The 13,056-nt window shown below is 58.8% G+C and carries 14 protein-coding genes, 1 tRNA gene and 1 pseudogene; 10 read left to right on the forward strand and 6 right to left on the reverse strand.

Annotated elements, in window-relative coordinates; genetic code table 11:
- Window positions 1-48 precede the first annotated feature (48 nt).
- From LIX15_RS07225 to LIX15_RS07235, 3 genes are all read left to right on the forward strand, one after another.
- Window positions 49-429: a Rid family detoxifying hydrolase gene (locus tag LIX15_RS07225; protein WP_227776814.1), complete on the forward strand. Its 381-nt coding sequence runs from the start codon at window positions 49-51 to the stop codon at window positions 427-429.
- Between the two features lie 3 nt (window positions 430-432).
- Window positions 433-621: a DUF7981 family protein gene (locus LIX15_RS07230; RefSeq protein ID WP_227776815.1), complete on the forward strand. Its 189-nt coding sequence runs from the start codon at window positions 433-435 to the stop codon at window positions 619-621.
- Window positions 622-663: 42 nt separating this feature from the next.
- A tRNA-Ser gene (locus LIX15_RS07235) sits at window positions 664-745 on the forward strand.
- 82 nt (window positions 746-827) lie between these two features.
- Here LIX15_RS07235 and LIX15_RS07240 read toward each other — a convergent pair.
- The 3 genes from LIX15_RS07240 to LIX15_RS07250 all read right to left on the reverse strand — a co-directional run bounded on the left by LIX15_RS07240 (window position 828) and on the right by LIX15_RS07250 (window position 1,890).
- A complete protein-coding gene (locus LIX15_RS07240) occupies window positions 828-1,031 on the reverse strand; it encodes a hypothetical protein (RefSeq protein WP_227776816.1) in 204 nt (67 codons plus the stop codon).
- Window positions 1,032-1,132: 101 nt separating this feature from the next.
- Complete coding sequence (locus LIX15_RS07245) at window positions 1,133-1,363, reverse strand: Lrp/AsnC ligand binding domain-containing protein (RefSeq protein WP_227776817.1); 231 nt, start codon at window positions 1,361-1,363, stop codon at window positions 1,133-1,135.
- Between the two features lie 341 nt (window positions 1,364-1,704).
- The gene (locus tag LIX15_RS07250; protein ID WP_227776818.1) at window positions 1,705-1,890 is read right to left on the reverse strand and encodes an HVO_2922 family protein; all 186 of its coding nucleotides are present in this window, start codon (window positions 1,888-1,890) and stop codon (window positions 1,705-1,707) included.
- A 191-nt stretch (window positions 1,891-2,081) separates the two neighbouring features.
- Here LIX15_RS07250 and LIX15_RS07255 point away from each other — a divergent pair, with 191 nt between their 5' ends.
- Window positions 2,082-2,699, forward strand: coding sequence for a CAP domain-containing protein (locus LIX15_RS07255; protein WP_227776819.1), 618 nt, complete (start codon window positions 2,082-2,084; stop codon window positions 2,697-2,699).
- Between the two features lie 72 nt (window positions 2,700-2,771).
- On the forward strand, window positions 2,772-3,338 hold the full coding sequence (locus LIX15_RS07260) for a DUF7344 domain-containing protein (protein WP_227776820.1): 567 nt from the start codon (window positions 2,772-2,774) through the stop codon (window positions 3,336-3,338).
- Between the two features lie 24 nt (window positions 3,339-3,362).
- Here the strand turns inward: LIX15_RS07260 and rtcA are convergent, their stop codons facing one another.
- On the reverse strand, window positions 3,363-4,379 hold the full coding sequence (gene rtcA, locus LIX15_RS07265; protein ID WP_227776821.1) for an RNA 3'-terminal phosphate cyclase: 1,017 nt from the start codon (window positions 4,377-4,379) through the stop codon (window positions 3,363-3,365).
- 237 nt (window positions 4,380-4,616) lie between these two features.
- On the opposite strand from rtcA, the gene thsB reads away from it, so the two are divergent.
- From thsB to LIX15_RS07280, 3 genes are all read left to right on the forward strand, one after another.
- Window positions 4,617-6,266: a thermosome subunit beta gene (thsB, locus tag LIX15_RS07270; RefSeq protein ID WP_345410629.1), complete on the forward strand. Its 1,650-nt coding sequence runs from the start codon at window positions 4,617-4,619 to the stop codon at window positions 6,264-6,266.
- A gap of 180 nt (window positions 6,267-6,446) precedes the next feature.
- Window positions 6,447-7,046 carry a twin-arginine translocation signal domain-containing protein gene (locus LIX15_RS07275; protein ID WP_227776822.1) on the forward strand — a complete coding sequence of 200 codons (600 nt, stop codon included), beginning with the start codon at window positions 6,447-6,449 and terminating at the stop codon, window positions 7,044-7,046.
- Window positions 7,047-7,492: 446 nt separating this feature from the next.
- Window positions 7,493-8,482 carry an ornithine cyclodeaminase family protein gene (locus LIX15_RS07280; RefSeq protein WP_227776823.1) on the forward strand — a complete coding sequence of 330 codons (990 nt, stop codon included), beginning with the start codon at window positions 7,493-7,495 and terminating at the stop codon, window positions 8,480-8,482.
- 34 nt (window positions 8,483-8,516) lie between these two features.
- On the opposite strand, the gene LIX15_RS07285 is transcribed toward LIX15_RS07280, so the two are convergent.
- On the reverse strand, window positions 8,517-8,744 hold the full coding sequence (locus LIX15_RS07285) for a DUF7535 family protein (protein ID WP_227776824.1): 228 nt from the start codon (window positions 8,742-8,744) through the stop codon (window positions 8,517-8,519).
- A gap of 155 nt (window positions 8,745-8,899) precedes the next feature.
- Here LIX15_RS07285 and LIX15_RS07290 point away from each other — a divergent pair, with 155 nt between their 5' ends.
- The gene (locus tag LIX15_RS07290) at window positions 8,900-11,242 is read left to right on the forward strand and encodes a DEAD/DEAH box helicase (protein WP_227776825.1); all 2,343 of its coding nucleotides are present in this window, start codon (window positions 8,900-8,902) and stop codon (window positions 11,240-11,242) included.
- 30 nt (window positions 11,243-11,272) lie between these two features.
- Here the strand turns inward: LIX15_RS07290 and LIX15_RS07295 are convergent, their stop codons facing one another.
- Window positions 11,273-11,932 (reverse strand): HAD family hydrolase, encoded by a 660-nt coding sequence (locus tag LIX15_RS07295; protein WP_227776826.1) that lies wholly within the window; start codon window positions 11,930-11,932, stop codon window positions 11,273-11,275.
- A 76-nt stretch (window positions 11,933-12,008) separates the two neighbouring features.
- On the opposite strand from LIX15_RS07295, the pseudogene LIX15_RS07300 reads away from it, so the two are divergent.
- Window positions 12,009-12,757: pseudogene (locus tag LIX15_RS07300) on the forward strand (DUF91 domain-containing protein).
- The last annotated feature ends 299 nt before the right edge of the window (window positions 12,758-13,056 follow it).

The raw sequence follows: 13,056 nt of genomic DNA on the forward strand, positions 1-13,056 counted from the left end.
CGTCTCCTTTTGACGTAGGTTTAAGTTGTGGCGGGCGAACACACCGACATGAAGCGCGTTATTAGCACGCAGGACGCTCCCGAGGCGGTCGGCGCGTACAGTCAGGCAACCACGAACGGCAACATCCTGTTCACCGCCGGACAGATTCCGATGACGCCGGACGGCGACCTGCTCGACGACGAGGACATCACAGTTCAGACCCGCCAAAGTTTGGAGAACGTCAAGGGCATCCTCGAAGAGGAAGGACTGACGATGCAGAACGTGCTGAAGGTGACCGTCTTCATGGACGACATCGAGGATTTCGACGAGATGAACGACTCCTACAAGGAGTATTTCCAGGACAATCCACCGGCCCGGAGCGCCGTCGAAGTCGCCAACCTGCCGAAAGGCGTCGGCGTCGAAATCGAAGCCATCGCCAGCACCGAGTAAGCGATGAACCCCCGTGTCAAGGCGAGTCTCCTGTGGGGCGTCGTCGGCGTCCTCTCGTTTCTCGTTCTCTTGCAGGGGTACGAACTCCTCACCGAGTATCGGTACTCCATCGGACTGAAGGTCGGAACGACGCTCCTCGTCGGGGTCGGAACGGTGGCTCTCACCTACGCCGCCGACGAGTTTCTCGATTAGAACAGAAGGCTTTAAAAACTCCACCCGGTTACAAATTGGTAGGCCGGGATGGCCGAATGGCAAAGCGCACGCCTGGAAAGCGTGTTCCCTTATGGGATTCTGGGTTCAAATCCCAGTCCCGGCGTATTTTCGCGAACTAAACTGTGAGCACCGTAGAGCGTGTGCTCACGCCAGTCTAAATGGATAATCGCCGAAACCGGAATAAGCTATTCTTTCAATCGATATTTCGTCATCCCCTTCTCTCGCCGTCGTTCCACGCGCTGTTCGACCACCAACTCGCTCAGCGCACCTTCGACCGTGTCCCGCGAATCGCCCCTCACGAGCGAAACCAGCGACCGACTGGTGACCGGCCCCGGATACGCCCGTTCGAGTTCCTCCAATACCGCCCGTTTCGTCCGTTTTGATGCCATTGCACTCCCCTGATGACGTTCGATTCCTCGCGTCTTAGAACTTTTAGCGACAATCGGCCGAACGACCGCTCGCCGCGCCACCTACTTCACGCCGACGAAGTCTACTCCATAGCCATGTAGGTGTGCGTGTTTTCGACGCCGTTAACCGTCAGAACGCCGGACGTGACGATCTCTCTGACATCGGCGGGCGTCTCAACGTCGATTTTTGCGATAATATCGACATCTCCGGCGACGATATTGGTGGTAACGACGCCGTCGATTTCCGTGATCGCATCGCGTATTTGATCTACTGCTGGCACATTTGCTTTGATGAGAACGTATGCGGTGACCATCGTACTTCTCCCTCCTAACTAGACGTTTGCAACCAGCATAGCCTTCGCGACTACGGACGAAAGTTCGGCTTCCACGGTCGATTCAGTTCACCGAAACCCAGTTCCGCTCTTCGGCCACTTCCGCACCGTCGTGAAGATGCAGGCCGCACGGCGGCCTGCCCGGTCGCCTGCTCTTGCGGATTTTCGCGCTCACAGACCGTCAAAACCTCACCGCGCAATCGCTCGTTCGCACTCGCAACGTCGCCCACTGTTCCTGCGGAAATCTCCTCCAAGACATCGTCTACGCCGTCATCGACCCGTGAATCGGTTGCGGCCGACTACTCGAAAGTCGGTACCGCTGACTACTCCACAACGCTAATGTCGGAATCCGGCGCGTTCTCCTTCACGCTCTCGATCCCTTGCTCCGCGGTCGCCTGCCGTTGGTATCCCTCTCCGCTGTCCGCAATGATGTTACCGTTGTCGTGAACTAGTCTCCAGCGCCATTCCTCACGGGCGTCTTGATACAATTCGAAGGTTGCTTTGCTCATCGGCGACCGAAGATACGGCCGCAATCGACGTAATACCCGGTTTTCTGCCAGATTTCTGGACTATCGAGCTATCGAGTTCTCAATTTCAATCAAGATTTCCAATTCATTGCGTCTTCGATCGTGTGTCCAGTTCGACTTGAAACTGAAATCGGGCATGGGGTTCATCTTTCCCCGGGTCGAAGAGAAAGTGAATGCGTTCGCTCGTCCCTCCAATCCTTGCCTTCGCGGTACTGTTGTTTTTCGGCGCCTACTTCGTCGGCTATCCGGTTCCCGGCGCGGATACGCTCGATTCGTTTCAAGGGGCGGAGGTAATCGAAGTTCCCGACGACAATCCCGAAACGGTGACCGAACCGACCGACCCCGAGTTCCGCCGCTGGGTCGAATTCTACATCCATCGCTACGTGAACGAGGAGCGAACCAACCACGGGTTACAACCCGTCGAATTCGATACCGCGCTCCGCGACATCGCGCGCAATCACAGCGAGGAGATGGGTCGTGAGGGCTACTTCTCACACGTGTCTCCATCCGGGGAAAGCCCGAATGACCGCTATCGAAAAGCCGATTATCACTGTCTCCGGGGTTCGGGCGAAAACATCGCCTACACCTACTTCGACCGCCAGGTGCGAACCGAAAACGGCAGCGTCGTTCGCTATCGAACCGCTGACGAACTCGCCCGCGGAATCGTCACGCAGTGGATGAACTCCCCGAGCCATCGGGAAAATCTTCTCTCAGAAAACTGGGAACGGGAGGGAATCGGTGTCTACTACGCCGAAAGCGAGCGCATCTTCGCCACTCAGAATTTCTGTTAGGATAGCACAAAAAATTAAATACTTGTGGTGAAACGTTTCTGGAAAGAACATTCTTTCGGGGAATAACGACAGATGGGATGCCAGACCGGTGAATTAGAGCAGGTCGATGAATCGCTGTCCAGAGACGTTGTGTTCCAAATACTGAGTAATCAACGACGGCGATACACGCTTCATCATCTTCGCCAGCACGATCGATCGGTCGAAATCGGCGAACTGGCCACACAAATCGCGGCGTGGGAAAATGACGTTTCCATTTCCGACGTAAGCTCTCAACAGCGAAAACGGGTGTACAACACCCTTCAACAGGCGCATCTTCCGAAACTCGACGAAACCGGTTTCGTGGAATACGATCCCGCTCACGGAAACATTTCGCTGACCGAGAAAGCCGAAAAACTGACGGTGTATCTGGAGCTCGTTCCCGACAACGACCTGCCGTGGTCACAGTACTACTTCGTCCTCGGGTGTGTCAGCCTCGCCCTGGTCACCGGCGCGTGGTTGGACGCCGGGCCGCTCGGACTCGTTCCGGATTTCGGCTGGGCGCTCGGACTCGCACTGTTGGTCACGCTCTCCGGTGCAGTCAACGTGTATTATCATCGGAACCTCCATCGCGGGCACACGGAAGTTCCTGAACAGGGCTGAACCCAGTCTAAAACCATTTTAGTACTATTCACCGACCAGCATCGGATTCGGTTCACGGACCAGCGAAACGTCGTAGCCGAACGCGGACAGCAGTTCGAGGCTCGTTTCGATGTGCGCCGTCACTTCTGGAATCGCCACGCGCCCGCCCGCGAGGGCGAGAAAAACCAACAGCTGGTCGGCCATGTGTTCGTCCACGACGCCCACTCCGTCGTGAAACGCGGAAAACGCGCTGACGACGCTCTGTGATATTTCTTCCGCTGGTACGCCTCGCTCACCGAGTCCGTCGAATCCAACGACGGAAGTTCCGGAATTTCCGTATTCGGCACGGACGAGTAAACTGCTTCCCGTGGAGTGCGACTTCGCGTAGGTCGTCCGGCGTTCGAGGACGGAATGGCCCGCGGAACTGAGCCGGTCGTAGGAGGTTTTCAACTGCCGCTCCGCGACGTTTTGCTCGGCAAGCGACGTGGATGCTTTCGAGTAAATTCGGACGCCGGTGAGTTCCCCGCGTTCCGCGAGGTCTATCTCCGACAGCGAGGAAGGCGCGACCCAGAGCGTTGCTTCCCCGCCGCCTGCGGGATAGTAGCCGGTTCGAGCGACATCGACACCGGCCAACAGTCCGAACCGGCGACAGAGCGGGAGTTTCACCTCGCGAAAGTAGTCTATCGTCGGCGACCAGCGAACGTCCGTGCCGCCGGTGACGGTTACGGAAAGCGGTTCGTCGAGCGACACTGCGAGCGGTAACAGCGCGTCAAAAACCAGCGTCACGCTTCCGGCGCTTCCGACATCAATCGAGAACCAACCGCCGTCGGCAGTTTTCGGTCGGAAGGTTAGCGTTTCAGACCCGATCGTATTTCCGTACAGTTCCGCATTGCAGGCACGGGCGACGGCGTGCAGGGCAGCGAGATGCTGCGGCCTGAGACCGGGATTCGAGCGGGCCGCTCGAATCCCGGTCATTCGAAACGGTTCCCCGGAAAGGGTAGACAGCGACACTGCGGAGCGAAGAAGTTGCCCACCGCCGGACGACCCGTCGAGCGAATGCATTGGGTGGGGCTATGTGGTTCGACGTGAAAAGTGGGAACCATCGATCAATCTGGTATATAAATCCTCGTTCCAGCCCGATAAGTCGTAACAGAGATTCGTGTTAACTAGCGTCATGGAATGTATATACATCACCGCAGTCTTGCGATTCACCGCGTTCTTGGGTACCGACTTACAGTGTCATCCATACACATGAAATAAAGATTTATATAGAATCACAATCATAGTCGCTTCTGTACTATGAGTCAGCGCATGCAAGGTCAGCCGATGATCGTAATGTCCGAGGATTCCCAGCGCGTCAAAGATAAAGACGCGCAGGAGCACAACATCACCGCGGCGCGGGCGGTCGCGGACGCCGTACGCTCCACGCTCGGACCGAAAGGGATGGACAAGATGCTCGTCGATTCGATGGGTGACGTGACCATCACGAACGACGGCGTCACCATCTTGAAAGAGATGGACATCGACAACCCGACGGCTGAGATGATCATCGAAGTCGCCGAAACCCAAGAGGACGAAGCGGGAGACGGCACCACGACAGCCGTCGCGGTTACCGGCGAACTCCTCAAAAACGCCCAGAACCTCCTCGAACAGGACATCCACCCGACGGCGGTCATCAAGGGATTCCACCTCGCGAGCGAGAAAGCCCGCGAGGAAGTCGACAACATCGCGGAAAACGTCGACACCGACGACGAAGAGCTCCTCCGCAAGGTCGCGGAGACCAGCATGACCGGCAAGGGAGCCGAACTCAACAAGGAAGCTCTCAGCCAAATTATCGTTGACGCCGTGCAGGCGGTTACCATCGAGGACACCGTCGACCTCGAGTTCATCAACATCGAGACGCAGACCGGCCGCTCCGCGGGTGAGTCCGAACTCCTCGAAGGCGCGGTCATCGACAAAGACCCCGTCCACGACAACATGCCGAAATCGGTCGAGGACGCCGAAGTTCTCCTCCTCAACGAAGCTGTCGAAGTCGAGGAAACCGACGTGGACACCGAAATCTCCATCAACGATCCCGACCAGCTCAAAAACTTCCTCGACCGCGAGGAAGCACAGCTGAAAGAGAAGGTCGAGCAAATCAAGGAAACGGGCGCGAACGTCGTCCTCTGTCAGAAAGGTATCGACGACCTCGCCCAGCACTACCTCGCCAAGGAAGGAATCCTCGCCGTCCGCCGCGTCAAAAAGAGCGACATTCAGTTCCTCCGCGAAGTCCTCGGCACGGACATCGTCTCCGACCTCGACAGCGCCTCCGAGGACGACCTCGGCTCCGGTAGCATCACCCGGGACGACAGCGACGAACTGTTCTACGTCTCCGGCGGCGACGACGCCCACGGTGTGACCCTCCTGCTGCGCGGTTCCACCGACCACGTCGTTGACGAACTCGAACGCGGCATCACGGACGCCCTCGACGTCGTGGCCCAGACCGTCAGCGACGGTCGCGTCGTCTCCGGCGGCGGCGCCATCGAAGTCGAACTCGCCTCCCGACTCCGCGACTACTCCGACAGCGTCGAAGGCCGCGAACAGCTCGCGGTCGAAGCGTTCGCCGACTCGCTCGAACTCGTCCCGCGCGTTCTCGCAGAGAACGCCGGACTCGACTCCATCGACACGCTGGTCGACCTCCGCGCCGCACACGAAGACGGCGAGAAACGCGCTGGCCTGAACGTCTTCAGCAGCGACGTTGAGGACACCTTCGAGGCTGGTATCGTCGAACCGGCCCACGCAAAAGAACAGGCACTGTCCAGTGCCACCGAGGCCGCGAACCTCGTCCTCAAAATCGACGACATCATCTCCGCAGGCGACCTCTCCACCGACAAGGGTGGCGACGAGGGCGCAGGCGGCCCACCCGCAGGCGGCATGGGTGGCATGGGCGGTATGGGCGGCGCGATGTGAAGTTAGGAGTAACCTGACTTCCACGCCCAGTCCGACGAATCGTTGTCCAGCTAATTCACATCGTTTTTTGAAGACTCAACGGATAGCGGTACGCTTTCAGTACAGTCGTCAATACTAACAGTTCTTTTCGAGAATCGCGCCAGAATCGCTATCCTCGCGCCGTGATGATTTTCGATTGCTGTGCCTTCCCAGAAAGACACCTCGGACGATTCGGACGAGATGCATTCACACCGAACCAGTCGCCGCAACCTCCTCAAAGCCAGTGCCGGAGTCGCCGTGGTTTCCCTCGCGATTCCAACGCTCAGCAGTACCGCAATCGCACACTTCCCGAACGAACTCGACATCGACGTGAAACCGGACGACGATTCGAACGAAATCAATCTCGGCAGTCGCGGCGTCGTTCCCGTCGTAGTTCACCAAACCGACGAATTTGACCCGACCAGCGAGGCGGTTCGCTACCGATTCGGTTCACCCGCCACCGTTGCCGACGGCGGCGGAGCGTGCCCGATTCACGAGGGACACGCAAAAGATTTCGATGGAGATGGTAGCGACGAGTTGCTTTTCCACTTCCGAATTAAGGACGCCGGATTCGAAGAAGGAGCGACGGAAGCCGAACTTCGCTGGGAAAAGGACGATTCCGGCGAACACGGTCTTTCCGGACGCGATTCCGTGACGATTGTGGGAGGTGACCGCGAACACGACGGAGACGGCGATTCGATGAATACGGGTGAGAGTGGGCACCAGCACGAAGACGGACGGAAAGACGAAAACGAGTGCTGAGAGTCCGCAAACACGCCTGAGACGTTTTTCTCCTTCTTCCGCGATTTATCGTATCGCTCGACTGATTTCGATGAACGCACCGATGACAGCGAGAACGATACCTACAGTAAGAAGCGAGGTAGAACGGACGGCCCAACGGGGATACGTACTGCTAGCGTCGATGATAAGCAAACGAATGTTCGAATAATCGGAGCGCCATGCCGGGTCGATAGGCACTGGAACCCAGATGGGGATGTTAGCCGTTCATCGTTCAAAATATCAAATCTCGATAGACAATTTTGCGTTCTTTCTCGGCGGCCGAATAACGCTGGGGCAGTCGCGGCTTTCGCCGCACGACATCCAGCAAACGATTCTCGGAAAATACTCGAAACGCCACGACTCGCCGCGAAAGTGGCGCGAAAACCGCAAAAGATGGAACTAAGTGGGAACCACGTTTCCGAAAGAACATGGAAACACTCCTGCTCAATCAGGACGCCGTAGACGAGAACACGCAGATGCCCGAGCTCATCCGGGCCATCGAGGACGCCTTCGCGGCGTACGCGACCGGAGACGCACAGATGCCCGCGAAATCCTACATCGACCTGCCGCAGTACAATGGCGACTTCCGGTCGATGCCTGCCTACCTCGACGCGGACGACTGGGACGCCGCGGGAATCAAATGGGTGAACGTCCACCCCGACAACCCCGAGGAGTTCGACCTGCCGACCGTCATGGGGACGATGGTGTACAGCGATCCCGAAACCGCGTTCCCGCTAGCCATCATGGACGGCACCGAACTGACGATGAAGCGTACGGGCGCAGCGGCGGCGGTCGCAACCGACTACCTCGCCGTCGAGAACGCGACCAGCATGGGCCTCATCGGCGCGGGTGTCCAGTCCTACACGCAGTTGGAAGCCATCTCGGAGATTCGCCCAATCGAGGAAGTCGTTATCAGCGACCTGAACGAGGAAGCGGTCGCGGACTTCATCGACTACTTCGACGACGAGTTCGACGTTCGCGCCGGTTCGATTTCCGAGGCCGCGTCCTGCGACGTCCTCTCGACGGTCACACCCGTCGAAAGCCCGATCGTGTCCGCCGAGAATCTCGGCGAACACACGCACGTCAACGCCATGGGCGCGGACGCCGAAGGCAAACACGAACTCGCAGACGAAATTCTGCTGGACGCGAAACTCGTCATCGACGACCACGCGCAGACGACCCACTCCGGCGAAATCAACGTCCCGTACAACGAGGGCGTCCTCTCGGACAACGACATCCACGGCGATATCGGCGACATCGTCGTCGGTGATCTCTCCGGACGCACAGAGGACGACGGCGTCACCGTCTTCGACAGCACCGGACTGGCCATTCAGGACGTCGCCGCCGCTCACGTCGTCTACGAACACGCGAACGAGAACGACAACGGCTATCCGTTCGACCTCCTCGGCGTCCAGTAATCGTTTTTAGCGGCCGGGTTTCAGCGATCGATTGTTACTCTTCTTCGCCTATCGGTGCCTTCTGCGCGAGCGCCTCGGTCAGTTTCGAGATCGCCCACACGATGACCAAAAACGGCAACAGCGGCACCATCAGCACGAGCAATCCGAGAAACATGGCGATGCCGATGGCGTTCATTTCGCTGTCCGAATGACCGTGATACGGCGGCGTTACCGTTCGGAATGCTTCTTTTACTGGTTCCGTCCCCGAATTCCCCTGACTCATAGTATTGTAAAGAACTGCGAAAATGATAAGCGTTCTCACGGAGCGAACGTCTTTCACGGTGGATGTCCGTCCCTTCGCGTTAACTGGAAGAACAAAACCACCGTCGCGAGTGAGTACAGAAACGCCTTTCTGCCCCCCACCCCGCCTACGAAATGATGCAGGTCTCCGAGGCGGTTCCCGAGTTCGCGGAGGCGTTCGCCTTCGAGAAGTTCAACCGGATGCAGAGAGAGATGCTCCCCGCACTGCTCGACAGCGGGGAGAACGTGGTCGCCAGCGCGCCGACGGCGAGCGGAAAAACCGCCCTCGCGGAACTGGCGATTTGCAAGGCGCTCCGCGACGGCGGCACCGCGCTGTTCATCGCGCCGATGCGCGCGCTGACGAACGAAAAGGAGACCGAATGGGAACGCTTCGAGGAACTCGGCTATTCGGTGTACGTCGTCACAGGCGAGCGCGATTTGAACCCGCGGCGGGCGAAACGCGCCGACATCCTCGTGATGACGCCGGAGAAAACCGATTCTGCGACCCGGAAACACGACTCCGCACGCTACTCATTCATCACGAACGTGGACTGTTGCGTCATCGACGAGGTTCACCTGCTCGATTCCGACAAGCGCGGGAGCGTCCTCGAAGTGACCATCTCGCGCCTGCGTAGACTCTGTGACCCCCGCATCGTCGCGCTCTCCGCGACGATGCCGAACGTGAAGGATGTGGCGAACTGGTTGGATGCACCCCCGGAGACCACCTTCGAATTCGGCGACGACTACCGACCGGTGGATTTGCACGCCGACGTGAAAACGTACACCCACGGCGACAACTCCTTCGCGGACAAGTATCGCAGACTCTACCGCGCGCTCGACCTCGCGGAACCGCACGTCCGCGATGACGGGCAAGCGCTCGTGTTCGTCTCCTCCCGCCAGGACACGGTGCAAGCCGCGAAGAAAACCCGCGACGAAATCGCGGAGCGGGACATTCCGATCGGGGCGCGCGGCGATTATGATTTCCACACCGAAACGCAAGACCTCCGGAACGATACCCTGCGAAACTCCGTCCTCGACGGGGTCGCCTTCCACCACGCCGGACTGTCGAAAAACGACCGCGACATGGTGGAGGAATGGTTCAAATCCGGAAAGATCCAAATCCTCTTTTCGACCTCCACGCTCGCGTGGGGGGTCAACCTCCCCGCCAGATGCGTCGTCCTGCGGGATACTAAACTCCACGACCCTCTCGAGGGCGAGGTGGATATGAGTCCCCTCGACGTGCTCCAGATGCTCGGACGTGCGGGCAGGCCGGGATACGACGATGTGGGCTACGGGTGGGTCGTGTGTGACTACGCGGACGCTGACAAGTACCGAAAACTGCTCCGCGAGGGGAAGGAAATCGAATCCCGCCTCGCGGAGGATTTGGACGCCCATCTGAACGCCGAAATCGCTATGGGAACCATCTCGGATTTGGAGGACGTGATGTCGTGGCTCGAAACGACGTTCTACTACGTTCGGGCGCAGAGCAAGCCCGAGGAGTACGATTTCGAAGATATTCGTGAACGCGTTCGAACCACGCTCAAACGCCTCGTCTCCAGAGGATTCGTGGAGCGAGGGGACGACCTTTCCATCGACGGCACCGCCCTCGCCATGCTGACCTCGAAGTTCTACCTCGACCTCGACACGGCGGAACGATTCCGCAAACTCGCCCAAAAAGAGAAAATCGACACGCCCGCCATCCTCGAAGCGGTCGCCGGGGCCGCCGAATTCGACAGCGTGAACGCCCGCCAATCGGAGCGCGACGCCATCAATTCGGTTCTCGTGGGACAGGATTCGGGCGACCTGGAAGGCGGCGGACGAAAAGTGCTGGCCATCCTTCGTTCCAGCATGACTGGTTCGACGCCGGGCGAACTGCGAAGCGACGCGTGGGTCATCCAGCAGAACGCGGTTCGTCTCCTCGCCGCGCTCCGCGCATTCTTAAAACGACTCGACGGCCCGGTCGCCGCGAATCTTGCAACCCGCGTCGAAGCGCGACTGGAAAACGGCGTCGGCGAGAGCGCCGTCGGTCTGACCGCAATCGACGGCGTGGGCGCTGGTCGGGCGAGCAAACTGGCCAAGGATGGACTGGAAACGCCCGCAGACGTGTGCGAGGCCGGCGTCGATGGTCTCATCGACGCCGGCCTCTCCGAGGGCGTCGCCGAGCGAATCGAAAAGAGCGCCCGCGAACTTCCGAACGTCGAGATCGAATGGGGCGACTTCCCCGCCCGAATCGCTCGCGGGAAAAACGACATGCGAAAAGTCACCCTCCGAAATCACGGGGCGGGCGAGCAGGCCGCCGTCGAAGTCACCGTCAACGGTATCGAGATGACGACGAAATCGACCTATATCGACACCGACGCGACGATTCCCGTCGGCGTCTTCGGCGGCACCGACGACGAGATGGAGTTCGTTGTTCGGGTCGCGTTCCCCGACCTTCCGCTGGTTCCGATTACCGGTTCTCGAACCGTGCGGGTGGAGTGAGAAGAAGATAATTCACCGCAGGTCAATTGCTTAGTTAAGCAGTTCTTCTCGAAGTTTGGCGGGTGACGAGACGACAACGTCCGCCGCCGACAAATCCAGCTCTTTTGCACCGTTCGGATAGCCGATGCAGTACGTTCCCGCGCGAACCGCCGATTCGACGCCATTTTCGGAATCCTCCACTGCGGCGCATTCGTCGGCGTGTTTCCCGAGCAAGCCAGCGGCGTGTTCGAAAATCGCAGGTTCCGGTTTACCGGGTGCGTCGATGTCCTCGGCGCTGACGACTTCTTCGAAATCGAGGTCGAAACGGTCGAGAACGATGTCTATCCAGTGGTGCGGGGATGAAGAAACGAGGGCGATTTCGATTCCGTCTGTGCGAAGGTCGGCGAGAAGGTCGTGGAAGCCGTCCATCAGCGAGACGTGCTCGCCGTAAAGTTGCTTTGCGGCCTCGTCGTATATGGCGACGAACTCCTCTTTGGTCGCGGTCGTTTGGTACTCCGAATCGAGGTAGTCGTAGATTTCGCGGTAGTTCATCCCCGTGATTTCGTCCGCTGTTACGTCCTCTTCGACCACTTCGGGGAAGATGGTTTCCTCTTCGAGTTCGACCCAAAAATCCTCCGAGTTCACGATGACGCCGTCCATGTCGAACAGCACTGCGTTCGGTGTTTCGCCGTTCGGTTTTGTTCCGTCCATTTTCCCCTACTTCTCCCGTTTCCCCCAAAACCCTTCGCCCGAACGTTTAAATCCGAAACCACGACCATCCCAGGCCATGTCCGAGACGATTCGCGTGTTCGCAGGCGATTGCACGATTACCACGGACGGCGACACGAAACAGAGACGACGCGGTGAAATGGTCGCCATCCTGAAGCCCGACGATACGCTGCTCGTTCACGACGTGGACGGCTATCAGCCGGTCGAGTGGTTAACTCGCGCAGAAACCGCCCACGCGAGTCTCGACGGCGATTCCTTCACCCTCGTCGCGGCGACCAGCGACCGCAGAGTTCGAGTGGACTGTCACACCAGCTACGGATTTCCCGGTATCCAGGTTCAAAAGCCGGGATTCCGGTCGGCACCTGTCCGCACTGCGACGGCGCGCTCACGCGGACGAAAGGGAGCGTCTCCTGTCTCGGCTGTCGCCGGGAGTACAGCATCCCCCGCAGTGCCAGCGTCGTCGGAGATTCTTGTGACTGCGGTCTGCCGACCATGCGCGTCGAACGCGGCGAGGAGTTCGAACTCTGTCTCGACCGAAGCTGTGGCACCGTCCTCGACGCAGTTCGCAAGCGATTCGACCGCGAATGGCATTGTCTGGAGTGCGGTGCCGACCTTCGAATTTTGCGCAGGGGTGGAATCCTCGCGGGCTGTGAGCGCTATCCCGACTGTGAAACCGGGTTCGGGGTTCCCAACGGACGAATCGTGGATTCGTGTGTTTGTGGACTTCCCGTGTTTCGGACACGGACTGGGCGGCGCTGTTTGAACACTAACTGCGAGCAGTTTGAAAACAGCGATTTGGAGGAATAAATGTATTTCTCGGGGTCTGTGGGCAGTGATTCAATCACTGAATCAGCAGACTACCCAACGTATGAGTGGAGTCGGCAACTGCTAACGACGAGGTGGTTAGCAAGAAGCAAGTAGCAGTTGCTGACTCCAAACGAAGCCACCGGAAGAGCGAAGCTCTTCCGAGGCAGAGGTAATCGAAGATTACCCCGGCCCTCGCTCCCGCTGGCCGCTTGCCCTTTATCCACTGTCAGAGCAAGCTCTGACGAGCCCTCGCTCACGAGAACTTCGTTTGCGAGGACACCAAGGACAACGACCGCCGG

Source organism: Haladaptatus pallidirubidus, assembly GCF_020700235.1.
Taxonomy (GTDB): domain Archaea; phylum Halobacteriota; class Halobacteria; order Halobacteriales; family Haladaptataceae; genus Haladaptatus; species Haladaptatus pallidirubidus.

What these genes read in the sequence shown, in the direction of transcription:
- LIX15_RS07225 (WP_227776814.1), top strand. Translation starts at nt 49, where the DNA reads ATGAAGCGCGTTATTAGCACGCAGGACGCTCCCGAGGCGGTCGGCGCG.
- LIX15_RS07230 (WP_227776815.1), top strand. Translation starts at nt 433, where the DNA reads ATGAACCCCCGTGTCAAGGCGAGTCTCCTGTGGGGCGTCGTCGGCGTC.
- LIX15_RS07240 (WP_227776816.1), bottom strand. Translation starts at nt 1,031, where the DNA reads ATGGCATCAAAACGGACGAAACGGGCGGTATTGGAGGAACTCGAACGG.
- LIX15_RS07245 (WP_227776817.1), bottom strand. Translation starts at nt 1,363, where the DNA reads ATGGTCACCGCATACGTTCTCATCAAAGCAAATGTGCCAGCAGTAGAT.
- LIX15_RS07250 (WP_227776818.1), bottom strand. Translation starts at nt 1,890, where the DNA reads ATGAGCAAAGCAACCTTCGAATTGTATCAAGACGCCCGTGAGGAATGG.
- LIX15_RS07255 (WP_227776819.1), top strand. Translation starts at nt 2,082, where the DNA reads ATGCGTTCGCTCGTCCCTCCAATCCTTGCCTTCGCGGTACTGTTGTTT.
- LIX15_RS07260 (WP_227776820.1), top strand. Translation starts at nt 2,772, where the DNA reads ATGGGATGCCAGACCGGTGAATTAGAGCAGGTCGATGAATCGCTGTCC.
- rtcA (WP_227776821.1), bottom strand. Translation starts at nt 4,379, where the DNA reads ATGCATTCGCTCGACGGGTCGTCCGGCGGTGGGCAACTTCTTCGCTCC.
- thsB (WP_345410629.1), top strand. Translation starts at nt 4,617, where the DNA reads ATGAGTCAGCGCATGCAAGGTCAGCCGATGATCGTAATGTCCGAGGAT.
- LIX15_RS07280 (WP_227776823.1), top strand. Translation starts at nt 7,493, where the DNA reads ATGGAAACACTCCTGCTCAATCAGGACGCCGTAGACGAGAACACGCAG.
- LIX15_RS07285 (WP_227776824.1), bottom strand. Translation starts at nt 8,744, where the DNA reads ATGAGTCAGGGGAATTCGGGGACGGAACCAGTAAAAGAAGCATTCCGA.
- LIX15_RS07290 (WP_227776825.1), top strand. Translation starts at nt 8,900, where the DNA reads ATGCAGGTCTCCGAGGCGGTTCCCGAGTTCGCGGAGGCGTTCGCCTTC.
- LIX15_RS07295 (WP_227776826.1), bottom strand. Translation starts at nt 11,932, where the DNA reads ATGGACGGAACAAAACCGAACGGCGAAACACCGAACGCAGTGCTGTTC.